Here is a 24,138-nt window from a genome sequence, read left to right as displayed (position 1 = left end):
TTGCCGGCGCGCTCCGGCCTTTTTCGAGAAGAACAACATGGAATCCTCCCCCACTTCCGCCACCCCGGCGCCCCAGCCGGTACGCTGGCACATCAGCGAGATCGACTTCAGCCGCATCGACATCCCGCGCATCCGCCACAACCAGGACCTGTTCTATCTGGTCACCAGCGCCTCCTTCATCGAGACCGGCTCCGACATGTACACGCGCAATCTGGTGCGCCACTACGCGGCCTACCCCGAGGTGGCCGAGTGGCTGCAGCAGCGCTGGGAGCCGGAGGAGTTGCAGCACGGCCTGGCGCTGCGCACTTATGTGGAAACCGTCTGGCCTGAGTTCGCCTGGCAGACCGCCTTCGACGGCTTCTTTGCCGAATACGGCGCCATGTGCACCGACGAAGAGCTGGAAGACGACCGCACGCTGGAACTGGTCGCGCGCTGCGTGGTCGAGACCGGCACCACCACCTACTACGAAACCCTGCGCAATCTGGCCACCGAACCGGTGCTGGCCGACCTGGCCAACCGCATCCGTACCGACGAGGTGCAGCACTACAAATACTTCTTCCAGTATTTCCGCGAGCTGCAGGCGAGCCAGAAACTGAGCCGCGCGCGCATTGCCGCCGTGCTTTACAAACGGCTGGCCGAGATGCGCGAGAGCGACTCTGACGTAGCGCTGCGCCATGTCTGGCAGCACCGCCCGCCGCTGTTCCGCGAGGGCAATTTCGAGGAGCTGAGCCAGCGCACCTACCAGCTGGTGAGCAGCAGCCTGCCGATCGAGCAAGTGATCCGCATGCTGCTCAAGCCGATGGACCTGCCCAAGCGGGTGGAAAAATGGGTGCAACCCCCGCTGCAAAAGCTGGGCCGGCGTCTACTGTCGGCGTAAGACGTCCGGTTTTCACTTGGGGCTTAACGCGGGGCGTACGAGCAGCGCAGGATTCGCTGTGCAGAAGGGTCTGCCATAGGGTGTGACTGCCTTCCCCAAATATGAACAGCAGCCTCAACGCCAAAGGCGAAAACCATCGCTTTGGGGAATTATTTCCTACGCCTATATCGTCAGAAAACGCCGATGCTCAGCCCGCCCGCCAGCGCTTCCCCCAGCGCCCGGCACTGTTCCAGATCTTCCGCGCCGATCTGCTTGGGCGCCAGAATCGCCTCGGGCGTCTGGGCATGGGTGCAGACGATGAGCGGCTCCGCCACCATCTTCAAGCGCCAGCCGGTGGCAATACGGGCAATCTGCCGCGCCGCATTCTCGCCATCGCTACCGGCGCAGATCAGGCTGGCATAGGGCCGGCCATTGATGCGATCAAGCGCGCCGTAATAGCTGCGGTCGAAGAAATCCTTAAGCTGGCCGCTCATGGCACCGAGATTCTCCGGGGTGGCAAACACATAGCCGTCGGCCGCCAGCACATCCTCCGGCCCGGCTGCGCTGGCGTGCAACAGGCGCACCTCCACGCTGCCATCCGCCTGCGCACCGGCACGCGCCGCCTCGGCCATCTGGCGCGTGCCGTTGGTGAGGGAGTGGTAGACGATCAGCAGGGTCTTGCGGGCTTCCATGGGGGCAGCATAGCGCAAGCTCCCGATCCGTGCCCGTAGTTTTGCGGCGTGGCCTGATCAGGCCTCGGGCGCTTCCGGATGGCGCGCGCGCCAGGCACGCATGGCCTGCCGGTAAGCATCCATCTCCAGATCGTAGGTATCGAAAATGCAGGGATCACAGCCGTTGCCGCAGCAGGCATCCAGATCCGGCTGCACCGGCGGTTGCGGCATGGGATCCAAGGGATCCGCGTTGGGAGGAAGGCTGGTACTCATGTCCGGATTATCCGGCAAGCCGTATTCCCGTATCGCCATTGCCGACTCACCGCCCTCCTGTGCGCAGCCCGACCTGCAGGCCCAGTCCCAGCCTCTGGGCCTGCAGTTTCCGCCCCCAGCGTTACATCCTGTTAAGGGCCATCCCTGCCGAAAAACCAGGCAAGCTTCGCTACAGTAGAGCCCATGCCGAACACCGCCACCCTCCCCCGCCTGTCCGACACCCGATTCACCCTGCGCCAACCGCTGCGCCTGCTGGCCGCGGCCGGCGCCGCCACGGCCTTGTTCATGGCCGGCTGCGCCACCAAGCCGCCCACCGTGCCCGGTGTGAGCGGCAGCCCCATCACGCAGGCCAAGAGCCGCTGGGTGCCGGTGGCGTGGAACACAGTGCCCGGTTTTGCCAGCGACCCGGTGGGCGAGGCCTGGAGCGCCTGGATGCGCAGCTGCGCCAAGCCCGGCCCGGTGTATGCCGGCGTCTGCAGCGATGCGCGCCGCATGGCCAATGCCAGCGACGCCGACAAGCGCGCCTGGATGATGCAGCGCCTGCAGCCCTACCGCGTGGAGAGCCATCAGGGCAGCGCCCAGGGCCTGCTCACCGGCTATTACGAACCGGTAATGCGCGCCAGCCGCAGCCCCAGCAGCAGCTTCCGCGTGCCGCTCTACGCCGTGCCCGCCAGCGGCGCCCCGCGCAGCCCCTGGTTCACACGGCAGCAGATCGACTCCAGCCCCGCCGCCCAGTCCGAACTGCGCGGCCGCGAGATCGTCTACATGGCCGATCCCATCGACGCCATGATCCTGCACGTGCAGGGCTCCGGCCGCATGCAGGTGCGCGAGCGCGACGGCAGCGAGCGCGCCGTGCGTCTGGCCTTTGCCGGCACCAACCAGCAGCCCTTCCGCAGCCCCTCGGCCTGGGTGGTGTCGCAAGGCGGCCGTGGCGGCAGCTGGGATGCCATCCGCCAGTGGGCGGCGCAAAACCCCGGCCGCGTCAACGAGATGCTGTGGAGCAACCCGCGCTACGTGTTCTTCCGCGAGGAGGCCATCTCCGGCGCAGACACCAACGCCGGCCCGCGCGGCGCCCAGGGCGTGCCGCTCACGCCGGGCCGTTCCATCGCCGTGGACCGCGAGAGCATTCCCTACGGCACCCCGCTGTGGCTGTCCACCACCGGCCCCGCGGCCAACCTCAACCGCATGGTGGTGGCGCAGGACACCGGCACCGCCATCAAGGGTGCCGTGCGTGCCGACTACTTTGCCGGCTGGAGTCAGGAAGCCGCCGATCTGGCCCACCGCATGAAGCAGCCGCTCAACCTGTGGGTGCTGTGGCCGCGCTAACGGCACCGATCGGGGCAATACCCCTTTTGCCCATGCACTTTTAGCGTTTCTCCCCGTGTCCGGAGTCTTTCTTCAGCCTTACACTCCGGGCTGAGGCGTGCCGCCACAAGCAGCACCGCCCCTGCCATCCAAGACACAACAGCACAGGAAGGTCTACCCGGCCGATCCTGCAAGGAGACAACGCGATATGAACGCCCCCCTGGATCCGGGCGCCGCAGCACGCCTGCGCACCGCCCTCGATACGGTTTCCCTCGACGACAAGTACGCCCTCGACAAGGGCCACGCCTTCATGAGCGGCGTGCAGGCGCTGGTGCGTCTGCCCATGCTGCAGCAGCAACGGGATCAGGCCGCCGGCAAGCACACCGCCGGCTTCATCAGCGGCTACCGCGGCTCTCCCCTCGGCGGCTACGACCAGATGCTGCAGGCCGCCAGCAAGCACCTCGCCAGGCACGACATCGTGTTCCAGCCCGGCGTGAACGAGGAACTCGGCGCCACCGCCGTCTGGGGCACGCAGATGCTGGGCTACGCACCCCAGGAAGAACAGAAATACGACGGCGTGTTCGGCATCTGGTACGGCAAGGGCCCCGGCGTGGACCGCAGCGTGGACGTGTTCAAGCACGCCAACATGGCCGGCACCACGCCCTGGGGCGGCGTGATCGCCATCGCCGGCGACGACCACATCAGCAAGAGCTCCACCGCCGCCCACCAGAGCGACCACATCTTCAAGGCCTGCGGCTTTCCGGTGTTCTTCCCCTCCAGCGTGCAGGAGATTCTCGACCTGGGCATCCACGCCTTCGCCATGAGCCGCTTCGCCGGCGTCTGGACCGGCATGAAAACGATCCAGGAAGTGGTCGAATCCAGCGCCAGCGTCGAGATCGATCCCGAGCGCGTCAAGGTGGTGATTCCCGATTTCGAGATGCCGCCCGGCGGCGTGCACATCCGCTGGCCCGATCCGCCGCTGGAGCAGGAAGCGCGCCTGTTCAACTACAAGTGGTATGCCGCGCTGGCCTACATCCGCGCCAACAAGCTCAACCACAACGTGATCGAGGGGCCGAACGACCGCCTCGGCATCATCTCCAGCGGCAAGGCCTACAACGACCTGCGCCAGGCGCTGCAGGATCTGGGGCTGGATGAGACCACCTGCCAGCGCATCGGCCTGCGCGTGCACAAGGTGGGCGTGGTGTGGCCGCTGGAGGCGCACATCACGCGCGACTTCGCCACCGGCCTGGACGAAATCCTGGTGGTGGAAGAAAAGCGCCAGCTGATCGAATACCAGATCAAGGAACAGCTCTACAACTGGCGCAATGACGTGCGCCCGAACGTGCTCGGCCAGTTCGACGAGATGGAAGGCGACATGAGCGGCGGCGAGTGGAGCATGCCCAACCCGTCCGAGCACATCCTGCTGCGCGCCACCGCCGACCTGAACCCGGCCATCATCGCCCGCGCCGTGGCGGCCCGCCTGATCAAGATGGGCGTGCCCGCCGAAGTGCAGGCGCGCATGGAAGCGCAACTCGCCATCCTCGATGCGCAGGAAGCCGCGCTCAAGACCATCCATGTGGAAGGCGGCGACCGCACGCCGTGGTTCTGCTCCGGCTGCCCGCACAACACCAGCACGCGCCTGCCCGAAGGCTCGCGCGGCATGGCCGGCATTGGCTGCCACTACATGGTCAACTGGATGGACCGCGAGCACTTCGGCTTCACCCAGATGGGCGGCGAAGGCGTGCCGTGGGTGGGCCAGGCGCCGTTCACCAACGAGAAGCACCTGTTCACCAACCTGGGGGACGGCACCTACTTCCACAGCGGCCTGCTGGCGATCCGCCAAAGCATCGCCGCGGGCGTCAACATCACCTACAAGATCCTCTACAACGACGCCGTGGCCATGACCGGCGGCCAGCGCGTGGGCGAGCGCCCCGAAGGCCACACCGTGCTGCAGATCGCCAACAGCGTGGTCAGCGAAGGCGTAAGCAAGCTGGTGCTGGTGAGCGACCAGCCCGAGAAATACCAGGGCGTGACGCTGCCCGGCGGCGCGCGCGTCTACCACCGCGACGATCTGGACGAGGTGCAGCGCGAGCTGCGCGAAACGCCTGGCACCACGGTGATGATCTACGACCAGACCTGCGCCACCGAAAAGCGCCGCCGCCGCAAGCGCGGCCTGCTGGAGGATCCGGCCAAGCGCGTGGTGATCAACGAGGCCGTGTGCGAGGGCTGCGGCGACTGCGGCGTGCAGAGCAACTGCCTGAGCGTGGAGCCGCTGGAAACCGAATTCGGCCGCAAGCGCATGATCAACCAGAGCACCTGCAACAAGGACTATTCCTGCGTGAAGGGCTTCTGTCCGAGCTTTGTCACGGTCGAGGGCGGCCAGCTGCGCAAAGCGCCCGCCGCCAGCGCACAGCAGCCGGAACGTGATCTGTCGGCCTTCGCCAACCTGCCCGAACCCGCGCTGCCGGTGCTGCGCAAGGCCCAGGGCGACCAGCCGGCGGACGTGTGGGGCACGGTCGTCGCTGGCGTCGGCGGCACCGGCGTCATCACCATTGGCCAGTTGCTGGGCGTGGCTGCGCACCTGGAAGGCAAGGGCATCGTCACGCAGGATGCCGCCGGCCTTGCGCAAAAGGGCGGCGCCACCTGGAGCCATGTGCTGATCGGCCCCGATCAGGACGCCATCCGCACCACCCGCGTCAGCTTGGCCGGTGCCGACCTCATCCTGGGCTGCGACCCGCTGGTGGCCGCACACCAGGAAACCACCGCGCGCATGCGCCACGGCCGCACCCACGTGGCGCTCAACAGCAGCGCCAGCCCCACGGCCGCCTTCGTCAAGAACACGCGATGGCAGAACCCGGCGCAGCAGTGCGCCAACGCCGTGGCCGATGTGGTCGGCCCCGAACATCTCGGCCTGTTCGATGCCGAAGCCATGGCACGCGAACTGCTGGGCGACACCCTGTTCGTCAACCCCATGATCCTCGGCTACGCCTGGCAGAAGGGCTGGATTCCGCTTTCCGAAGCCGCACTGCTGCGCGCCATGGAACTGAACAACGTGCAGGTGGACAAGAACAAGCAGGCCTTCCTGTGGGGCCGCCGTGCTGCCCACGATTACGCTGCCGTGCAGAAACTGCTGGCCCCCAGCCAGATCATTGCCTTCCGCAAACCGGAAGCGCTGGCCGATGTCGTCAAGCGCCGCGTGGCGTTCCTCACGGACTACCAGAACGCCGCCTACGCCAGCGAGTACAGCAACTTCGTCGACCGTGTTGCCGCCGCCGAAGCCGCCCTGCCGGCACTGCCCAACGGCAAGCCGCGCACCAGCATTGCGCTGGCCGTGGCGCACAACCTGTTCAAGCTGATGGCCTACAAGGACGAGTACGAGGTGGCCCGCCTGTTCAGCAATGGCGACTTCGAGAAGAAGATCGCCGACATGTTCGAGGGCGACTACACCATCCACTACCACCTTGCCCCGCCCAGCTCGGCCAAGACCAACACCAAGGGCGAACTGCTCAAGCGCGAGTACGGCCCACGCATGATGCAGCTGTTCAAGCTCCTGGCACGCTTCAAGGGACTGCGCGGCGGTGCGCTGGACGTGTTCGGGCGCCATCCGGAGCGCGTCACCGAGCGTGCGCTGATCCGGGACTACCGCGCCCTGATCGAGCACTGCCTGCAACGCCTCTCGCCGGAAACGCATAACCTCATCCTGCAGATCGCCCAGGTGCCGGACAGCATCCGCGGTTTCGGCCATGTGAAAGAACGCAACCTGGCCGCGGCGCGCACGCGCTGGCAGGATCTGCGTGCCCAGCTGGATGCACCAGCGTCCGGCAACGGCCGGGCAGCTGTTGCAGGCGAGCCTACACCACTGCCCGCCGTACGCGTGGCCTGAACGATTTTCAGGCACATGCAGGCTGGCTGCACATAGAATCCAGCCCCATAGCGACTTTTTTGCACCCGCCCTGCGCCCCCGGCGCCGGGCGGTTTTTCCATGACGCATCCCTCTTCCCCGTCCGACGCGGCCATGCAGCGCCAGCTCAAGACGCGCCACCTCTCCATGATCGCCATCGGCGGCTGCATCGGCACCGGCCTGTTCATGGCCAGCGGCTCCGCCATCCACGATGCCGGCCCCGGCGGCGCCCTGCTCGCCTACGCCGCCATCGGTTTCATGGTCTATTTCTTCATGACCTCGCTCGGCGAACTGGCCACCTACATGCCGGTAACGGGCTCCTTCAGCACCTATGCTGCCCGCTTCGTGCACCCATCACTCGGCTTTGCGCTGGGCTGGAACTACTGGTTCAACTGGGTCATCACGGTGGCTGCCGACGTCACCATTGCGGCGCTGGTCATCTCGTACTGGGAGCCGCTGCGCTTCATGCCGCCCTGGGCCTGGAGCGGCGCCATCCTGGCCATCATCGTCCTGCTCAACCTGCTGCCGGTGCGGGTGTACGGTGAAACCGAATACTGGATGGCACTGGTCAAGGTCGTCACCGTGATCGTGTTCCTCGCCGTGGGTGTGCTCACCATCTTCGGCATCCTGGGCGGCGCCTATGTCGGCTTCTCCAACTTCACGCTGGGCGATGCACCCTTCCTCGGCCAGGGTCTGGGCGGACAATTCCTCACCACCTTGGGCGTGTTCCTGATTGCCGGTTTCTCCTTCCAGGGCACCGAGCTGATCGGCGTTACCGCCGGCGAATCGGAAGAACCCGAAAAAGCCATCCCGCAGGCCATCAAGCAGGTGTTCTGGCGCATCCTGATCTTCTACATCCTGGCGATTGCCGTGATCGGCCTGCTGATCCCCTACACCAGCCCCGAACTGCTGGGCGGCGATGTGAACGAGATCGCCAAGTCGCCCTTCACGCTGGTGTTCGAGCGCGCCGGCCTGGCCTTTGCCGCTGCCGTGATGAACGCGGTGATCCTTACTTCCATCCTCTCAGCCGGCAACTCCGGCATGTACGCCTCCACCCGCATGCTGTTTGCCATGGGACGCAGCGGCATGGCCTGGCCGGTGTTCGGCCGCGCCTCGCGTCTGGGCGTGCCGCTGCCTGCGGTGCTGGCCACCAGCGTCGTGGTGCTGCTGGTATTCCTGCTGCAGCAGGGCAGCGACAACGCCTACGCCTATGTACTAGCGGCCTCGGGCCTGACCGGCTTCATCGCCTGGGTGGGCATCGCCATCAGCCACTACCGCTTCCGCCGCGCCTACATGGCGCAGGGGCGCGACCTGAACGCCCTGCGCTACCGCGCCCGCTGGTTCCCCTTCGGCCCGCTGATGGCGCTGGCCATGTGCCTGCTGGTCATCGTGGGGCAGGACACGCAGCTGCTGCTGCACGGCGACCTGAACTGGCAGCGGCTGTCCGTCACCTACATGGGCATCCCCGTGTTTCTGGCCTTCTTCCTGTACCACAAGCTACGCTACCGCACGCGCATGGTGCCGCTGGAGGAGATGGATCTGCATCCGGACCCTCGCGCCAGTTGACGTATACGTCAACGGTATGCATCGGCCCGCATGACAATTGCAAAACGTTCACACGGCAATCGGGCTCTCCACGGGCGCAACACCCCGTGACTCGACCTACAATCGGCATGTAACAGCCCCATTTTCCGGCCGGCACGCCATCCGCGTGCTGTGCCTTTGTTGTTTCCGGAGCCACCCATGCCCAGCGATACCCCCGCCAGCAACCCCAGCAGCAGCGTCAACCGCCGCCCCGAACTGCGCCAGGCCGCGCTTGATTACCACGAGCTGCCGCGCCCCGGCAAGATCAGCGTCGAAGCCACCAAGCAGATGGTGAACCAGCACGATCTGGCCCTGGCCTACTCGCCCGGCGTCGCCGCCCCCTGCGAGGAGATCGTCAAGGACCCCGCAGCCGCCTTCCGCTACACCGCGCGCGGCAACCTGGTCGGCGTGGTCACCAACGGTACCGCCGTGCTGGGCCTGGGCGACATCGGCCCGCTGGCCGGCAAGCCGGTGATGGAAGGCAAGGGCGTGCTGTTCAAGAAGTTCGCCGGCATCGACGTGTTCGACATCGAACTCAACGAGAAGGATCCGGACCGCCTGGTCGAGATCATCGCGGCCATGGAGCCCACCTTCGGCGGCATCAACCTCGAGGACATCAAGGCGCCCGACTGCTTCTACATCGAGCGCAAGCTGCGCGAGCGCATGAAGATTCCGGTCTTTCACGATGACCAGCACGGCACCGCCATCGTGGTCGGCGCCGCCCTGCTCAACGGCCTGAAGGTGGTCGGCAAGAAGATCGAGGACGTGAAGGTCGTCACTTCTGGCGCCGGCGCTGCAGCGCTGGCCTGTATCAACCTGCTGGTCAAGCTCGGCGTACGCCGCAGCAACATCTGGGTGACCGACCTGGCCGGCGTGGTCTACAAGGGCCGCACCGAGCTGATGGACGACGACAAGGCCCAGTTCATGCAGGACACCCCGCTGCGCACCCTGGGCGAAGTGATCGACGGCGCCGACGTGTTCCTGGGCCTCTCCGCCGGCGGCGTGCTCAAGCAGGACATGGTGCGCAAGATGGCCGCCCACCCGCTGATCTTCGCGCTGGCCAACCCCACGCCAGAAATCACGCCCGACGAAGTCAAGGCCGTGCGCGACGACGCCCTCATGGCCACCGGCCGCACCGACTACCCGAACCAGGTCAACAACGTCCTGTGCTTCCCTTACATCTTCCGCGGTGCGCTCGATTGCGGCGCCACCACCATCACGGACGAGATGGAAATCGCCGCCGTGCACGCGATTGCCGAACTGGCCCAGGCCGAGCAGAGCGAAGTGGTGGCCGCGGCCTATGTCGGTCATGAGCTGGCCTTCGGCCCCGAATACCTGATTCCCAAGCCCTTCGATCCGCGTCTGATGATCAAGATCGCGCCGGCCGTGGCCAAGGCGGCCGACAATGCCGGCGTGGCAGCACGCCCGATCACGGACATGAACGCCTACCGCGAGAGGCTGCAGGCCTTCACCTACGCCTCCGGCTCCATCATGAAGCCGATCTTCGCCGCCGCCCGCCGCGCCGAGAAAAAGCGCGTGGTCTACGCCGAGGGCGAGGAAGAGCGCGTGCTGCGCGCCGTGCAGATCGTGGTGGACGAAAAGCTGGCGCGCCCGATCCTGGTGGGCCGCCCCGCCGTCATCGCCGAGCGCTGCGAGAAGTTCGGCCTGCGCCTCAAGCAGGGCGAGCACTACGATGTGGTCAACGTCGAGAACGACGAGCGCTACCGCGACTTCTGGCAGAGCTACTACCAGATGACCGCGCGCAAGGGCATGACCATCCCGATCGCCAAGATCGAGATGCGCCGCCGCCTGTCGCTGATCAGCGCCATGATGGTGCTCAAGGGCCATGCCGACGGCATGATCTGCGGCACCTGGGGCACCAACGCCATGCACCTGCAGTACGTGGACCAGGTCATCGGCCGCCGCGAGGGCGTGCATACCTACGCCGCCATGAACGCCCTGCTGCTGCCCGAGCGCCAGGTGTTCATCGTCGACACGCACATCAACTACGACCCGACCGCCGAGCAGATCGCCGAATACACCATCATGGCGGCGCAGGAGATGAAGCGCTTCGGCATCCAGCCCAAGGCCGCCCTGCTCAGCCACTCCAGCTTCGGCTCCTCCAACCAGCCCAGCGCCGAGAAGATGCGCGCCGTGCTGGCCCTGCTGCAGGAAACCGCGCCCTGGCTCGAGGTGGATGGCGAAATGCACGGCGATGCCGCACTCGACGCCGACCTGCGCAGCAAGCTGATGCCCGGCTCCACGCTCACCGGCTCGGCCAACCTGCTGGTCATGCCCAACCTGGACGCGTCCAACATCGCCTACAACCTGCTCAAGACGGCAGCCGGCGGCGGCATTGCCATCGGCCCGATCCTGCTGGGCGCCAACAAGCCGGTGCACATCCTCACCGCCAGCGCCACCGTGCGCCGCATCGTCAACATGACGGCGGTGACGGTGTCCGAGGTGCATGCCGGCCGCTGAGTGTCAGGCACAAGGCAGGCTGCGGGTCGATCCGTAGCCTGCCCATCCGGCACAAGATCCGGTCCGGGACATGCGGATTTTCAATCCGCTGCCCCATCGTTGCGTCAAGCAGGCATCTGGTCCGAAGCACCTTTCGCTCCCCCGGTCAGCCCGCAATGCTGCATCGCAACAACAAGCGTCTTCCCTGACCCCTACTCCGCGTCTTCCTGAACGCGCACACGCCCAGGTGCGAGCACCCATGCTGCACCGCAAGACGGACTGCAGCCCTTGTCCCACGGGGCTTTCCGCTCCAATAGCACATTCCCCCGCCATCCGGCAAGCCCGCAGGTGCAACCCCGTGTTGCGCCCTGCACAATAGCCGCCGGCTATTGATTTCCCCAAGGCTTTGCGGCACACTTGCCCATCGGAAACGTTGTGAATCCTGTGGTTCACAACCCGTGCAACTGGATATTCATGCTGACTGGAACCTGATGACTGCTGCCTTGTTCGCTGCCGCACCTACCCTCGCGGCTGCTGCCTCCGGCACCAGAGCACAGACCCCGGTTCGCAGCTGGCGAGCCGCCCTGGCTTCCTGTGCCGCCCTGCTGGCACTGGCTTCGCTCACAAGCGCCTGCACGCCCCGCGCCTCCTCCGGCGCCGTGGTCGAGGCGCCTGCGCAAGCCTATGTGCAGCGCTCGCCCGAGAGTGCGCGCGCACCGGCAGACAGGGCTGCAGAGCCGGGCATGGCCTCGATCCGCGTCTCCGACATGCCGCGCCAGGGCCAGATCGTCTACCGGATGATTCTGGACGGCGGTCCGTTCCCGTTCGACAAGGATGGTGACGTTTTCGGCAATCGCGAACGCCTGCTGCCCAAGCATCCGCGCGGCTATTACCGTGAATACACCGTGGCCCCTGCTCACGCCCGCAATCGCGGCGCCAAGCGCATCGTTTGTGGAGGGGCCCCGCGCACACCGGACGTGTGTTACTACACCCAGGATCACTACAACAGCTTCAGGCAGATAGTGAACTAAGAACAACCAAGGATGCGCCCGCCTCGCAACGGACGCAGAAAGTCACCGTGAGCATCGACACCAAACTCTCTCCAGAAACCACGCCATTGCGCAATGTACGCACGAACATCGTGCAGTCCATCCGCGCATTCCACGTGCCTGACCTGCAGGCCGCAGCCACCCAGCTGGGCCACCACTTCCTGTATGCCAACCTGGGCGGCGCCCAGACCAAGCAGGACGTGCTCGACATGATCGCCCAGCAGTTCACCCTGCCGGCGCATTTCGGCAAGAACTTCGACGCCCTGTACGACTGCATCACCGACCCGCTGCACAAGTCGGGCCCGCAGCCGGGCTTCATCGTAGTGCTGGAGCAGATCCCCACCAATGCCAAGTTCGACAAGGAATCGCGCGAGCAGCTGCTCGACATCTTCCGCGATGCTGCCGACTACTGGGGGGACCGGAAAATACCCTTCCGGTGTTTCTATTCTTTTCTGTAGCCCGTTCTGCACAAGCTGGCCAAGCAGAACGGGCGAAAACGGCTGAAGTGGAAATCACTGACGACGCCGATCCGGCCCTCGAAGAAGAGAAAATGCCCACCGACAAGATCGTGGACGTCTCCCCGCTGGCGCTGCGCATGAGCAGCCCCTTCAATGCCAACTACTGGCTGGCGGCGGTGAATGACAGCGATACGATGGCGACTGCCTGAGGCAGGGCGTTGACTCCAGCGAAGAAGCCTGCGTGAGCAGGCTTTTTTGCGTCTGCAAAAACCCCTGCAACCCCGCGTCAAATCTGCGAAAATGTCTGGATGACCGAATCGCAGAACCCTTCCGAGAATCTCCCGCAATCCACAGCCCCTGACTCCAGCTACGGCGAAGGCGCGATCCAGATCCTGGAAGGTCTGGAAGCGGTGCGCAAGCGCCCCGGCATGTACATCGGCGACACCTCCGACGGCACCGGCCTGCACCACCTGGTGTTCGAGGTGGTCGACAACTCCATCGACGAGGCCCTGGCCGGCCATTGCGATGACATCGTCGTCACCATCCACGCCGACAACTCCATTTCCGTCTCCGACAACGGCCGCGGCATTCCCACCGGCGTCAAGATGGACGACAAGCACGAGCCCAAGCGCTCTGCGGCAGAGATCGCCCTGACCGAGCTGCACGCCGGCGGCAAGTTCAACCAGAACAGCTACAAGGTATCCGGCGGCCTGCACGGCGTGGGCGTGAGCTGCGTGAACGCGCTCTCCAGCAAGCTGCGCCTGACGGTGCGCCGCGAGGGCAAGGTGCACACGCTGCTGTTCGCCAAAGGCGTGGTGCAGGATCGCGTGATCGAGATGGTGGATGGCGCCGAAACTTCGCCCATGAAGATCACCGGCGATACCGAGAAGCGCGGCACCGAGGTGCACTTCCTGCCCGATACCGAAATCTTCAAGGAAAACAACGATTTCCATTATGAAATCCTGAGCAAGCGCCTGCGCGAGCTGAGCTTCCTGAACAACGGCGTGCGCATCCGCCTGAAGGACGAGCGCGAGGCGCGCGAGGACGACTTCTCCGGCGCGGGCGGCGTGAAGGGCTTTGTCGAGTTCATCAACGGCACCAAGAAGGTGCTGCACCCCAACGCCTTCCACGCCATGGGCTCGCGCCCGGCTGATACCTACGGCGGCATTCCCGGCACCGAAATCGGCGTGGAAGTGGCCATGCAGTGGAACGATGGCTACAGCGAGCAGGTGATCTGCTTCACCAACAACATTCCGCAGCGCGACGGCGGCACCCACCTGACCGGCCTGCGCGCGGCCATGACGCGCGTCATCAGCAAGTACATCGAACAGAACGACCTGGCCAAGAAGGCCAAGGTCGAAGTGAGCGGCGACGACATGCGCGAGGGCCTGTGCTGCGTGCTGAGCGTGAAGGTGCCCGAGCCCAAGTTCAGCAGCCAGACCAAGGACAAGCTGGTGTCCAGCGAGGTGCGGGCGCCGGTGGAAGACATCGTGGCCAAGTCGCTGACCGACTTTCTGGAAGAGAACCCGAACGATGCCAAGATCATCTGCGGCAAGATCGTGGAGGCCGCCAAGGCCCGTGAAGCAGCCCGTCGCGCGCGCGAAATGACGCGCCGCAAGGGCGTGCTGGACGGCTTCGGCCTGCCCGGCAAGCTGGCCGACTGCCAGGAAAAGGACCCGTCGCTGTGCGAAATCTATATCGTGGAGGGTGACTCCGCCGGCGGCTCGGCCAAGCAGGGCCGCGACCGCAAGTTCCAGGCCATTCTGCCGCTGCGCGGCAAGATCCTGAACGTGGAAAAGGCCCGCTACGAGAAGCTGCTCACCAGCAACGAGATCGTCACCCTGATCACCGCGCTGGGCACCGGCATCGGCAAGGCCGCCGAAGACGGCAACGGCAAGAGCGGCAGCGACGATTTCAACATCGACAAGCTGCGCTACCACCGCATCATCATCATGACCGATGCGGACGTGGACGGCGCGCACATCCGCACGCTGCTGCTGACGTTCTTCTACCGCCAGATGCCCGAGCTGGTGGAGCGCGGCCACATCTACATCGCCCAGCCGCCGCTGTACAAGGTGCGTGTGGGCAAGCAGGAGCAATACCTGAAGGATGCCAACGCGCTGCAGCAGTACCTGAGCAACGTGGCGCTGGATGGCGCGCGCGTGGATCCGGGAGCAGGGCGCCCGGTGCTGGAGGGCGAGACCCTGCGCACCCTGGCCCAGCGCTACGTGCAGGCCATGGCCGTGATCGACCGTCTGAGCACCTTCATGGACGGACAGGCGCTGCGCACGCTGGCCGGCTTCGGCCCCGGCGACGGCCTGCACCTGAGCCTGGACACGGCCGAAGAGGCCGAAAGCAGCGCCCAGGCCCTGCAACAGGCCATGCTGCTGGCCGGCAGCACCGCCAAGGTCACGCACGGCTTTGACGCCCGCACCGACAAGCACTATCTGCGCGTGGCGCGCATGCACCACGGCAACGAGCGCGCCAGCCTGATCACCCCTGAATTCATCCACGGCGCCGACTACGCCGCGCTGCAAACCGCCAGCGACACCTTCAAGGGCCTGCTGGCCGAAGAGGGCGCCATGGTGATGCGCGGGGAGGGCGAAAAGCAGAAATCACAGCCCGTGAGCGACTTCCAGGACGCCATGGACTGGCTGATGCAACAGGCCGAAAGCGCCGTCAGCCGCCAGCGCTACAAGGGCCTGGGCGAGATGAACCCCGAACAGCTGTGGGAAACCACCATGGATCCGGCCGTGCGTCGTCTGCTGCGGGTGCAGATTGACGATGCGATCGAGGCGGATCGGGTGTTTACGATGCTGATGGGGGATGAGGTGGAGCCGCGGAGGGATTTTATTGAGACTAATGCGTTGCGGGCGGCGAACCTCGACGTCTAAGTAGCTGTCGGAGGCCAGCGGCGCCTTCAGCGGCAAAGCGGCGCTTCCACTTGCGAGCAGTGCGAGCGCTGATGCCGGCCGCCTCGGCGGCTGGCGTCAGACCAATGCGTGCAATCTCGCAAACCAGATGGGCTCGCCCTTTGGGCGTCAATGAGGCATTCTTATGAGTGTTCATCCGGGGAGTCATGAAGTTGATATGGCTTGAGAACCTCCATCTTGCTTCACCTCGGGTGACCAACCTACTGGGAAACGACAGCTAGAAAAACGTCAAACTTCAACCATAGGGCACAAAAGCATTGCTGTCTCGCGTCAGCAATTGCATCAGCTTGAGGTGAATAAATAGCTTCTCCTTGCCAAACTGCATCTCGCGCAGTACCCCTAGCTCAACCAGTTCTTTCAGGTAACGCGACGCCGCTTGTCGCTGGGCTATGCCCTTGTCTACCAGGTTACTGATGCGGCAGTAGGGCTGCTCGAAGAGCACATCCACCAACTCACGACTATAGATTTTGGGCAAGCGGGCTCGCAGGTATTCCGTCGTGTGTTCAGCCAGACCACGGATGGCTGCAATTTTGGCCGTAGTCCAGCGAGATGTGTCTTCCACCGCCTGCAGCATGAACAGAATCCAGGGCTCCCACGCCTCTTTCTGGGTCACCTCCAGCAGCAGCCGATAGTAGTCCGCCTTGTTGGCAATGATGTGCCGGCTCAGGTAAAGAATAGGAAGGCTGAGCAACTCTTCCTGAATCAGGTACAGGATGTTGATCACCCTGCCGGTGCGTCCATTGCCGTCGCTAAATGGGTGGATCGCCTCGAATTGATAGTGCCCAACCGCCATGCGGATCAACGGATCCAGATCGGTTTCGTTGTGCAAAAACCGTTCCCAGTTGGCCAACAAATCTCTCAAGCGAGCCTCTCCCTCGGGTGGGGTGTAGATCACCTCGCCAGTGCGGTCGTTGGCGAGTTGTGTGCCGGGTGTGCGGCGTATATCCATTTCCGCACCCTTCAGGATGCGACAGATTTCCACAGCCGTGGCGGTACACAGCGGGCGATGGCTCAGCGAGACAAACCCACGCTGCAAGGCAGACCGGTAGCGTAGCGCTTCCTTGGTCGCATGGTCAGGTGCGCCATCGCCGTGCACGTGCCGGAAGAGTTGATCCGTTGTTGTGACGATGTTTTCGATCTCGGAACTGTCCTTCGCTTCTAACAAGGGAAGCGTATTGATCAGCATCGTCTGATTGGGAATCAACTCTGCCGCCTGCTTCAGCTCGGCCAGCGCAGCCCGCGCCGTGATGCAGGCCTTCAGTACGTTTTTGCTGTCAATTTCGTGCCTGGGCGGCAAGATAGGTAGCGCGTTATAGGGCGCTTCGGCCTGCCATTGAGGTAAAGAGAGATGCATGGCTCAACGCTCGATAAGGTGTTGGTTGCGACATGATCGGATTTCATGTCGACGTTTTCTTATTTTTAGTACACGTTATCACGTCATGTCGCCCATGTCGACATGATCGGTTCGATATGTCGATAAATTGAGTTTTTTACGACATAAGGGATTCTTGCACTTTCAAGATAGCTTGCGATCCAGCAGCTCACACGACTCAAATTACTCAATAGAATCATGTGAGTGAACTTTCTAACTACCCGATTCCCCTATGCTGCGTTCTCAGTTGTCCCAAAGCGAAAACGCTTCCGTCGCGCGCACCGCTCGGCGTGGCGCGCTGGGCGTGCTGCTGTTCTGGCTGGCCCTGCTGGCAACGCTGTATTTCGGCTTTGATGCCTACCAATCCCGCCAGGCAGAGCGTTTCAAGTCCTACACCAGCACCACGGGCGAGCTGGTCATTCCACGTGGACCGGATGGCCACTTTCATGTCGATGGCGAAATCAACGGCCACCCGGTACGCTTTCTGGTGGATACGGGCGCCAGCATGGTCAGCGTGACTGATGCTTTTGCAGAGCAGGCCAGGCTGCAGGGAGGCACGCTGGCGGTGTTCCAGACTGCCAACGGAGAGCGGGAAGGGCGCATTCTGCGCGATGTGCCAGTGCGTGTTGGATCGCTGGCTGCCACGGTGCGGCTTGGCGTCGGGGTCACCGCCAACAGCGCCGATGAGGGCTTGCTGGGGCAGAGCTTTTTGCGGCAGTTTGATGTGCAGATCAGCCAGAACCAAATGGTATTGAAGGCGCGCTAGTTATCCGGAATCTCCAGACAGCTGCAGGCTATGACCCTTCACCCAGCCGCGATTGCCAATCCTCCACCTGTCCCGCCTCCAGCCGCCGTGCAAACAGGCGTTGCCACGAAGCAGGCAATCCCAGCTCCAGCAGCTCCTGCATCAATGCGGGCTCGCATTGCCTGTCTCGAATCACCGCCAGCACCCGAGCCACACTCCACTCCCCATGCGGCCGCTGCACCAGCCGGATGTCATCCCCCGCCTGCAGTTCTCCCGGCTCCAGCACCCGCAGGTACCAACCGGCCAGCAGACTGTCCTGCACACGGCGCGCCATGTCGGCAATGCCAAAGCGGTCGTTCAGCTTCCAGCACGGCTGCCGTCCCTGGCTCACTTCAAACAGCACCGTGCCCACGCGCCATTGGTCGCCCAGACACACCGTGGTTTCATCCACCCCCTCCACACTCAGGTTTTCACCAAACGCCGGCGCAGCATCAAAGCGCCGGTTGTCCGGAAACTGCGTGCGCCAGTGCGCATAGTTGGGCCAGGCGTACACATGCACCGCCTTGTCCGGCCCGCCATGCACGCGTCGGTCGCCCTGTTCATCACACTGCAGGCCTTCCGTACCCACGGCCACCGGGCCTGCTACGGGCTGCTTGTCGATGGCGCTGAAGGTGCCGGGGCGGGTGAAGGGCACAGCCTTGCCGGCATACACGCCGCGGATCTTGCCAATGGTTTCCATGTTCACGTTCCTTAATGGGATCAAGGCAATCATGCGCCATTTCCACGGGCCAGGGGCCGGTGTCCCTGTGCGCGGCAAGGCAATCGGGCAGCGCGCCGCAACGGGTCAAAAAGTCGGGCCGCAGCACGGGCTAAACTCAGGACATCGCAACATTCCTACAAGAGCACACCGATGCCCGATTCCTCCATCCCCGCCTGCCCGCAATGCGGCCTTGAAAACACCTATCCCGACGGCGACAACTTCATCTGCCCCGATTGCGGCCACGAATGGCCGGCCCAGGCGCAGGCCGAAGAGGGCGACGAAGCCGCTGCTGCCGTGCTCGATGCCAATGGCACGCCGCTGGCCGATGGCGATGCCGTCATCCTGGTGAAGGATCTGAAGGTGAAGGGCAGTTCTGTCACGCTCAAGAAGGGCACCAAGATCAAGAGCATCCGCCTGGTGGATGGCGCCGGCGGCCACAATGTGGATTGCAAGACCGAGCACGGCAGCATGATGCTCAAGTCCGAGTTCCTGAAGAAGGCCTGAGGCAGAAGAGGGCGCGACGCGCCCCGCACCCGCTGCACAAAACACCGGTTCCGGCGCATTTTTGTCTTTTCCTGGCATCGCGTAGGACACCGGCCATTACCTGCCCGCGCTTTTGGCGCTATCGTGCGGCCATACCCGCCTGCTTTTGTTCCAGAGGCCCGCCATGACGCCCGCACCCGCGCCCACCCCTGCCAGCCCCGATTCCGTTCCGCTCAGCCGCAACCGTCTGCTGTTCGTTTCCGGCACGGCCTGGCTGTTCGATGCCATGGACGTGGGCCTGCTGGCCTTTGTGCTGGCTGCGCTCAAGGTGAGCTGGTCACTCACGCCGGCGCAAATGGGCTGGCTGGGCAGCATCAACTCCATCGGCATGGCCGTGGGCGCCGTGGCCTTTGGCATGTGGGCCGACAAGGTTGGGCGGCGGCGCGTGTTCATCGCCACGCTGCTGCTGTTTTCGATTGCCAGCGGGCTGAGCGCCTTTGCCACCAGTCTGGCGGTGCTGATGGTGCTGCGCTTCCTGATCGGCGCCGGGCTGGGCGGCGAGTTGCCGGTGGCGTCCACCTATGTCTCCGAGCGTGTGCCGGCGCACGAGCGCGGGCGCGTGGTAGTGCTGCTGGAGAGTTTCTGGGCCGTCGGCTGGCTGCTGGCCGCGCTGATTGCCTATTTCGTGATGCCGCAGTTCGAGCCGGACACCGGCTGGCGCGTGGCCATGGTGCTGGGCGCCATTCCGGCGCTGTATGCGCTCTACCTGCGCCGCACACTGGACGATGACGCGCCCGCCCCCGGCAGTCGCAAGCCGGTGCCACCGTGGACGGAGCGTCTGGCGCTGCTCTGGTCTGCCCCGCACCGCCGCAGCACGGCCATGCTGTGGCTGCTGTGGTTCACCGTGGTGTTCTCCTACTACGGCATGTTCCTGTGGCTGCCCAGCGTGATGGTGACCAAGGGCTTTGCGCTGATCAAGAGCTTCGAATACGTGCTGATCATGACGCTGGCGCAGCTGCCGGGCTATTTCACCGCAGCATGGCTGATCGAGCGGGCAGGGCGCAAGTTCGTGCTGGTGACCTATCTGCTCGGCACGGCAGCCAGCGCCTGGAGCTTTGGCAACGCGGGCAGCGAAACGGCGCTGCTGGTGTCGGGCATTCTGCTGTCCTTCTTCAACCTGGGAGCCTGGGGCGCGCTGTATGCCTATACGCCCGAGAACTATCCGGGTGGCATCCGCGCAAGTGGCGTGGGCACGGCTGCCGGCATCGGGCGTCTGGGCGGCATTCTGGGGCCGCTGGCGATTCCCTTCCTGGGCGCACAGGGCTGGCCGACCAGCGCCATCTTTGCGCTGTTTGCCATCACCATCGTGGCCGGTGTGGTCGGCGTGATCCTGCTGGGGCGCGAAACGCGCGGGCAGCAGATGGAGGGCTGAGTACGGCCTTCACGGTCCGTGCCGGCGTTTCGGGTGATCCGCCTTGGCAAGGGTAGGCAAGCTCGGCCTTACTGCTTGTTTGCCGCAGCGCTGGCCGCTTCCACCGCCTTTTCACCAGCCGTCACGGCGGCACTGGCGGCCTTGTTGGCGGCGTTCACCACATCCGAGGCGGCCTGTTTCACGGCATCGGCTGCCTTGTCATCAGCGGTGCCGGGTACAGGCAGGGACGCCGCATCGCGGGCAGCAGAAGCGGCCTGATCGGCGCTGACGCGGGCGTTCTCGACGGCATCGGAAGCGTTGACCGCGCGCGTCAGTGCCTCGCTGGTGGAGGCGGGCGTTTCGGGGCGTGCCGTATCGCGGATTTCCTCGCTGCAGGCCGACAGCGTCAGTACGGCAGCACAGGCCACAGCGGGCAGGATCGAGTGTTTCATGGGGTTCTCCTAGTTGTTGGGGAACAGTACGTTCCGCCTCGTGTCAGCAAGCAAATTCGGACGCGACGGAAAACACAACCTGCATTCAGTCTAGGCAGCCGCCGGCCATCCTCCTGTGGGAATAGGGCGCACCTTGCTGCAGCCCGTGGCCGACAATCCGCAGCAGCGCCCATCGCCCAAACCCCGGCGTGAATCATGGAGCGTCCACCCCCGGCCGGCGCGCATGCCACCCGCACTCCCAAACGCTCACGCCCACTGCCTTGCCCCTGACACCGAACGCGCCAATAATGGCTCCAGCCGTTTTTCAAGCAGGGAGTATTTGCATGACCGTCCTGATTCTGGGCCTGATTCTGTTTCTGGGCCCGCATTCCGTGCGCATCGTGGCCGAACCGTGGCGCACGCAGATGCTGCATCGCCTGGGCGAGAAGCCCTGGAAGGGCCTGTACAGCCTGGTTTCCCTGATCGGCTTTGCGCTCATCATCTGGGGCTACGGCCTGGCTCGTTACAACCCGGTAGTGCTGTGGCAACCACCCGTGGCCATGCGGCACATCGCCAGCCTGCTGACGCTTTTTTCCTTCATCCTGCTGACGGCCGCCTATGTGCCGAGCAACAGCATCAAGGCACGCCTGCGCCATCCCATGATTCTGGGCGTAAAGCTGTGGGCCTTCGCCCACCTGCTGGCCAACGGCATGGCGGCCGATCTGGTGCTGTTTGGCGCCTTCCTGCTCTGGGCCGTGCTGGACTACCGCGCCGCACGCGAGCGTGACCGCGAACAGTCCATCAGCTACGGGCAGGGCAAGCTGATGCCGAGCATTGTGGCTGTGGTCATCGGCACGCTGTTGTGGGCGGCCTTTGCCTTCTGGCTGCACCGCTGGTGGATCGGCGTGGCGCCGTTCGGCGGCTGATACGGACGAAGCCAGGGGCCCGAAACCGGGCAGGGGGCCGCAAGACAGGGACTGACTGCTTTCCAGGCACGGCCTGCAGAGGCTGGCCAGCCTGCCGATGCCTTAGCACCCGCGTCAGACCCCGTCAGGCCGCCATTTCTTCAGCAACCGCGCTGACCGGCTTGCGCACATGCTGCCGGAAGAAGCGCACCATCTCGGCCGTGGCATCCGGCCCCAGCGGATCGGTATAGCTGCCTCCCGCGCGGCCACCACACCAGGCGTGCGCACAGCCATGCACCAGCCAGCTTTCGGCCAGCACCTCGCCCTCGGCGTTGCGGTAGGTGGTGCGCGTCACATCGCGGTTGTTGGCACGGAAGCGCTTGCTGACCAGCTCCGCGTCCGGTGCCACACAGGCGGCAATCAGGTACTGCGCATTGCTCGGGTGCACCACCTTGTCCAGGTCGCCCTGGAAACTGATCATGGGCACGCAGCCGTCAGTGTACGGAAACACGATGCTGCGCCCGCCACGGCGCATGGCCATCATGGCGGTAAACAGGCCGCTGGCAGCGCCCGGAGCCATGCCGGCATATACCCCCAGCGCCGCGAACAGTTCGGGGTACAGGCGCGACACCAGCGCCGCCATGGCACCACCGGCGGACAGGCCGGCGATATAGACGCGGTCCGGGTCGATGGCATGCTTGTCCAGCATCTTGCGGGTGATGCCGGCAATCAGCGCCGGTTCGCCCCGGCTGGGCTGCTGGTGGTTGCGCTGAAACCAGCTCCAGCAGCGTTGCAGGCCGCGGTTGTCGGGCTGCTCCGGGTAGAGCACATAGAACCCTTCTTCCCGCGCCAGTTCGTTCATGCCGGTGCCGCGCGCAAAATCATCGGGGTTCTGCGTGCAGCCGTGCAGCATCACCACTAGGGGCAGCTTCTGCTTGCCCTCGGCTGCGGCGGGCGGCACATACAACTTGTAATGGCTGGAGCCAACGCCCGGTTCTTCGTGGTGGCCGCGACGGAAACTGCCCTTGGCGGGCACTTCCGGGGCCGTTGCTGCAGGCACGGGCTTGCGCTTGACAAGCCGGCGCTGCAGGCCGCCCAGAATGCTTCTGGCTTTCTGTAGTAACTTCATGGAAGAATTGTGCGCCCCGTTTTGCTGCAGTGCAGCATCAAAAGGTAACCGGCCGCCTCAGTCAGCCGGAACGCGTGACAAAGTAGGCAGGAAGCCCGTGTTTCAGTCGCAACCGTCAAACAGTTCGCGCTTGAGTTGCTGGTACTGGGCCTCGTCGCTGGTGGTGTTGTCGTACAGCCGTAGTTCGGGATACTCCTGCGCCTGCGGCATGAACAGGCGGGTGCGGTACTGGTCCCAGTGTTCCAGCTTCCACTGGTCGTTCGGGTTGCCGCGCTTCTCGATGCGGCGGCGGGCTTCGTCTTCCTGCAGATGCACCCAGACAATGCTGATCGCCGTCTGCTCCGGCACACGCAGCCACTCGCGATCGATCAGCTTGTGCTCGCGGATCTCGCGCGAGAGCGGGCCGACCACAAACACATTGCAGTCCAGATCCAGGTTGTCGCGCGCGGTATCGAGCAGGCCGGCATATTCCGGATCGCGCAGGTGTTGCAGGTAGAGCGGGCTGTCGCGATCATTCGGGTTGCCGGTGAGCACGCCCATCACCGAGGAGGAGTAGTTGCCGTACAGCGTGTCCTTGTCCAGCAGGCAGAAGGATTCGGCGGTTTCCTCGTTCAGCTCACGCACCAGGCGCTTGGCCAGGGTGGTCTTGCCGGTGCCGGCGTGGCCGCAGATGAAAATGAGCTTGGACATGGGCAGGTGTTTCGAGTCGGTGACCATCCAGTGTAGCCAAACGCCATTGCCCGCAAAACAGGCAATGTTTCACGTGAAGCAATCGCGAAGCCACGCCTTGGGACGCTGGCTTCCCGAATCACGACGCATGGACGCGCCGTGATTCCTCCATCGCCTGGCCGCACTGCATGGGCGGCACCGCACGCAAGTCCCTGCTTCAGCCCACGCCCAGCGCGTTCTTCAGCTGATCCAGCAGCTTGCGCTCACCTTCGCTGAACTGCTCGCCGCCAAAGCCCAGAAAACCGCCTTCGCTGGACGCCATCGCTACCTTTTCGGCCGCACCCAGCACCCACTGGCGGTATTCGGCAGCCACCGCAGGGTCCAGCGTCATCAGCAGGTTGTTGGCTTCGCTCGCATCGGCCACCGCCATGTCCACCAGCTTCTCCTGCGAGTTCACCTGCTTGTCGCGGATGCGGCTCTGCATCCAGTCGCGCGTGGCACGCATTTCGGCAATCTCGGCGCTGCGGTCGGCGGCTTGCGGATCGGGCAGGATGGAGCGGATCAGCTCGTTGTTGGGATACAGGCGCATGCCCTCCAGCAAGGCCTTGCTGTTGGTGAACATTTCCTTGCCGGTACCGAAAATGCCGCTCTTGCCGGCAAACGCCATGGCCGAGCCGATGGTGTGGGGCAGGGAGGCCAGCAGTTGCTGCTGTTCGGGGGTGAGGCTCAGGGCCATGGTCGCG

Annotated in this window: 21 protein-coding genes and 1 pseudogene; 13 read left to right on the top strand and 9 right to left on the bottom strand. The window is 64.5% G+C overall.

Annotated features, from left to right (window positions below; translation table 11 throughout):
• Window positions 1–37 precede the first annotated feature (37 nt).
• Window positions 38–877 carry a ferritin-like domain-containing protein gene (locus BMW28_RS08875; RefSeq protein ID WP_091816797.1) on the top strand — a complete coding sequence of 280 codons (840 nt, stop codon included), beginning with the start codon at window positions 38–40 and terminating at the stop codon, window positions 875–877.
• Window positions 878–1,047: 170 nt separating this feature from the next.
• Here the strand turns inward: BMW28_RS08875 and BMW28_RS08870 are convergent, their stop codons facing one another.
• Both BMW28_RS08870 and BMW28_RS08865 read right to left on the bottom strand, forming a co-directional pair.
• Window positions 1,048–1,548, bottom strand: a complete 501-nt coding sequence (locus tag BMW28_RS08870; protein WP_091816795.1) for a flavodoxin family protein — start codon at window positions 1,546–1,548, stop codon at window positions 1,048–1,050.
• Window positions 1,549–1,605: 57 nt separating this feature from the next.
• Window positions 1,606–1,800: an oxidoreductase-like domain-containing protein gene (locus tag BMW28_RS08865; RefSeq protein WP_091816792.1), complete on the bottom strand. Its 195-nt coding sequence runs from the start codon at window positions 1,798–1,800 to the stop codon at window positions 1,606–1,608.
• Window positions 1,801–1,983: 183 nt separating this feature from the next.
• On the opposite strand from BMW28_RS08865, the gene mltA reads away from it, so the two are divergent.
• From mltA to gyrB, 8 genes are all read left to right on the top strand, one after another.
• The gene (gene mltA / locus BMW28_RS08860; RefSeq protein ID WP_200785770.1) at window positions 1,984–3,126 is read left to right on the top strand and encodes a murein transglycosylase A; all 1,143 of its coding nucleotides are present in this window, start codon (window positions 1,984–1,986) and stop codon (window positions 3,124–3,126) included.
• Between the two features lie 187 nt (window positions 3,127–3,313).
• Entirely contained in the window at window positions 3,314–6,988 is a 3,675-nt protein-coding gene (locus BMW28_RS08855) for an indolepyruvate ferredoxin oxidoreductase family protein (protein WP_091816789.1), read from the top strand.
• A 99-nt stretch (window positions 6,989–7,087) separates the two neighbouring features.
• Window positions 7,088–8,572, top strand: a complete 1,485-nt coding sequence (locus BMW28_RS08850) for an amino acid permease (RefSeq protein WP_091816786.1) — start codon at window positions 7,088–7,090, stop codon at window positions 8,570–8,572.
• Between the two features lie 177 nt (window positions 8,573–8,749).
• Complete coding sequence (locus tag BMW28_RS08845; RefSeq protein WP_091816782.1) at window positions 8,750–11,071, top strand: NADP-dependent malic enzyme; 2,322 nt, start codon at window positions 8,750–8,752, stop codon at window positions 11,069–11,071.
• 581 nt (window positions 11,072–11,652) lie between these two features.
• Entirely contained in the window at window positions 11,653–12,081 is a 429-nt protein-coding gene (locus BMW28_RS08840) for a guanyl-specific ribonuclease (RefSeq protein WP_234970102.1), read from the top strand.
• A gap of 53 nt (window positions 12,082–12,134) precedes the next feature.
• Window positions 12,135–12,557: a barstar family protein gene (locus tag BMW28_RS08835; RefSeq protein WP_091816959.1), complete on the top strand. Its 423-nt coding sequence runs from the start codon at window positions 12,135–12,137 to the stop codon at window positions 12,555–12,557.
• A gap of 47 nt (window positions 12,558–12,604) precedes the next feature.
• Window positions 12,605–12,766 (top strand): hypothetical protein, encoded by a 162-nt coding sequence (locus BMW28_RS12915; protein ID WP_159430741.1) that lies wholly within the window; start codon window positions 12,605–12,607, stop codon window positions 12,764–12,766.
• 99 nt (window positions 12,767–12,865) lie between these two features.
• Window positions 12,866–15,451, top strand: a complete 2,586-nt coding sequence (gyrB, locus tag BMW28_RS08830) for a DNA topoisomerase (ATP-hydrolyzing) subunit B (protein ID WP_091816777.1) — start codon at window positions 12,866–12,868, stop codon at window positions 15,449–15,451.
• Window positions 15,452–15,461: 10 nt separating this feature from the next.
• On the opposite strand, the pseudogene BMW28_RS08825 reads toward gyrB, so the two are convergent.
• Window positions 15,462–15,626: pseudogene (locus BMW28_RS08825) on the bottom strand (leucine zipper domain-containing protein); the annotation flags it as partial.
• 99 nt (window positions 15,627–15,725) lie between these two features.
• Complete coding sequence (gene fic, locus BMW28_RS08820) at window positions 15,726–16,844, bottom strand: protein adenylyltransferase Fic (RefSeq protein WP_091816775.1); 1,119 nt, start codon at window positions 16,842–16,844, stop codon at window positions 15,726–15,728.
• 250 nt (window positions 16,845–17,094) lie between these two features.
• Here fic and BMW28_RS08815 point away from each other — a divergent pair, with 250 nt between their 5' ends.
• Window positions 17,095–17,628, top strand: coding sequence for a retropepsin-like aspartic protease family protein (locus tag BMW28_RS08815; RefSeq protein ID WP_091816773.1), 534 nt, complete (start codon window positions 17,095–17,097; stop codon window positions 17,626–17,628).
• 28 nt (window positions 17,629–17,656) lie between these two features.
• On the opposite strand, the gene BMW28_RS08810 is transcribed toward BMW28_RS08815, so the two are convergent.
• A complete protein-coding gene (locus tag BMW28_RS08810; protein WP_234970095.1) occupies window positions 17,657–18,379 on the bottom strand; it encodes an MOSC domain-containing protein in 723 nt (240 codons plus the stop codon).
• Window positions 18,380–18,517: 138 nt separating this feature from the next.
• On the opposite strand from BMW28_RS08810, the gene BMW28_RS08805 reads away from it, so the two are divergent.
• Both BMW28_RS08805 and BMW28_RS08800 read left to right on the top strand, forming a co-directional pair.
• On the top strand, window positions 18,518–18,871 hold the full coding sequence (locus tag BMW28_RS08805; RefSeq protein WP_091816767.1) for a zinc ribbon domain-containing protein YjdM: 354 nt from the start codon (window positions 18,518–18,520) through the stop codon (window positions 18,869–18,871).
• Window positions 18,872–19,034: 163 nt separating this feature from the next.
• The gene (locus tag BMW28_RS08800; RefSeq protein ID WP_091816764.1) at window positions 19,035–20,282 is read left to right on the top strand and encodes an MFS transporter; all 1,248 of its coding nucleotides are present in this window, start codon (window positions 19,035–19,037) and stop codon (window positions 20,280–20,282) included.
• Window positions 20,283–20,350: 68 nt separating this feature from the next.
• Here BMW28_RS08800 and BMW28_RS08795 read toward each other — a convergent pair whose 3' ends face one another.
• A complete protein-coding gene (locus BMW28_RS08795; protein WP_091816762.1) occupies window positions 20,351–20,713 on the bottom strand; it encodes a hypothetical protein in 363 nt (120 codons plus the stop codon).
• Between the two features lie 323 nt (window positions 20,714–21,036).
• Between BMW28_RS08795 and BMW28_RS08790 the strand changes: the two genes are divergently transcribed.
• Window positions 21,037–21,618 (top strand): NnrU family protein, encoded by a 582-nt coding sequence (locus BMW28_RS08790; RefSeq protein ID WP_091816760.1) that lies wholly within the window; start codon window positions 21,037–21,039, stop codon window positions 21,616–21,618.
• Between the two features lie 124 nt (window positions 21,619–21,742).
• Here the strand turns inward: BMW28_RS08790 and BMW28_RS08785 are convergent, their stop codons facing one another.
• The 3 genes from BMW28_RS08785 to BMW28_RS08775 form a co-directional block, all read right to left on the bottom strand.
• The gene (locus BMW28_RS08785) at window positions 21,743–22,726 is read right to left on the bottom strand and encodes an extracellular catalytic domain type 1 short-chain-length polyhydroxyalkanoate depolymerase (protein WP_091816757.1); all 984 of its coding nucleotides are present in this window, start codon (window positions 22,724–22,726) and stop codon (window positions 21,743–21,745) included.
• A gap of 102 nt (window positions 22,727–22,828) precedes the next feature.
• On the bottom strand, window positions 22,829–23,416 hold the full coding sequence (locus BMW28_RS08780) for a P-loop nucleotide/nucleoside kinase family protein (protein ID WP_091816956.1): 588 nt from the start codon (window positions 23,414–23,416) through the stop codon (window positions 22,829–22,831).
• 196 nt (window positions 23,417–23,612) lie between these two features.
• A complete protein-coding gene (locus tag BMW28_RS08775) occupies window positions 23,613–24,131 on the bottom strand; it encodes a hypothetical protein (RefSeq protein ID WP_091816754.1) in 519 nt (172 codons plus the stop codon).
• Between the last annotated feature and the right edge of the window lie 7 nt (window positions 24,132–24,138).

Source organism: Allobrachymonas denitrificans DSM 15123 (assembly GCF_900110225.1).
Taxonomy (GTDB): Bacteria; Pseudomonadota; Gammaproteobacteria; order Burkholderiales; family Burkholderiaceae_C; genus Brachymonas; species Brachymonas denitrificans.
This window is presented reverse-complemented; position numbering and strand designations above follow the sequence as displayed.

What these genes read in the sequence shown, in the direction of transcription:
- BMW28_RS08850 (WP_091816786.1), top strand. Translation starts at nt 7,088, where the DNA reads ATGACGCATCCCTCTTCCCCGTCCGACGCGGCCATGCAGCGCCAGCTC.
- BMW28_RS08870 (WP_091816795.1), bottom strand. Translation starts at nt 1,548, where the DNA reads ATGGAAGCCCGCAAGACCCTGCTGATCGTCTACCACTCCCTCACCAAC.
- BMW28_RS08855 (WP_091816789.1), top strand. Translation starts at nt 3,314, where the DNA reads ATGAACGCCCCCCTGGATCCGGGCGCCGCAGCACGCCTGCGCACCGCC.
- BMW28_RS08805 (WP_091816767.1), top strand. Translation starts at nt 18,518, where the DNA reads ATGCCCGATTCCTCCATCCCCGCCTGCCCGCAATGCGGCCTTGAAAAC.
- BMW28_RS08845 (WP_091816782.1), top strand. Translation starts at nt 8,750, where the DNA reads ATGCCCAGCGATACCCCCGCCAGCAACCCCAGCAGCAGCGTCAACCGC.
- fic (WP_091816775.1), bottom strand. Translation starts at nt 16,844, where the DNA reads ATGCATCTCTCTTTACCTCAATGGCAGGCCGAAGCGCCCTATAACGCG.
- BMW28_RS08780 (WP_091816956.1), bottom strand. Translation starts at nt 23,416, where the DNA reads ATGTCCAAGCTCATTTTCATCTGCGGCCACGCCGGCACCGGCAAGACC.
- BMW28_RS08810 (WP_234970095.1), bottom strand. Translation starts at nt 18,379, where the DNA reads ATGATTGCCTTGATCCCATTAAGGAACGTGAACATGGAAACCATTGGC.
- BMW28_RS08865 (WP_091816792.1), bottom strand. Translation starts at nt 1,800, where the DNA reads ATGAGTACCAGCCTTCCTCCCAACGCGGATCCCTTGGATCCCATGCCG.
- gyrB (WP_091816777.1), top strand. Translation starts at nt 12,866, where the DNA reads ATGACCGAATCGCAGAACCCTTCCGAGAATCTCCCGCAATCCACAGCC.
- BMW28_RS08790 (WP_091816760.1), top strand. Translation starts at nt 21,037, where the DNA reads ATGACCGTCCTGATTCTGGGCCTGATTCTGTTTCTGGGCCCGCATTCC.
- BMW28_RS08800 (WP_091816764.1), top strand. Translation starts at nt 19,035, where the DNA reads ATGACGCCCGCACCCGCGCCCACCCCTGCCAGCCCCGATTCCGTTCCG.
- BMW28_RS08775 (WP_091816754.1), bottom strand. Translation starts at nt 24,131, where the DNA reads ATGGCCCTGAGCCTCACCCCCGAACAGCAGCAACTGCTGGCCTCCCTG.
- BMW28_RS08795 (WP_091816762.1), bottom strand. Translation starts at nt 20,713, where the DNA reads ATGAAACACTCGATCCTGCCCGCTGTGGCCTGTGCTGCCGTACTGACG.
- mltA (WP_200785770.1), top strand. Translation starts at nt 1,984, where the DNA reads ATGCCGAACACCGCCACCCTCCCCCGCCTGTCCGACACCCGATTCACC.
- BMW28_RS08815 (WP_091816773.1), top strand. Translation starts at nt 17,095, where the DNA reads ATGCTGCGTTCTCAGTTGTCCCAAAGCGAAAACGCTTCCGTCGCGCGC.
- BMW28_RS08875 (WP_091816797.1), top strand. Translation starts at nt 38, where the DNA reads ATGGAATCCTCCCCCACTTCCGCCACCCCGGCGCCCCAGCCGGTACGC.
- BMW28_RS08785 (WP_091816757.1), bottom strand. Translation starts at nt 22,726, where the DNA reads ATGAAGTTACTACAGAAAGCCAGAAGCATTCTGGGCGGCCTGCAGCGC.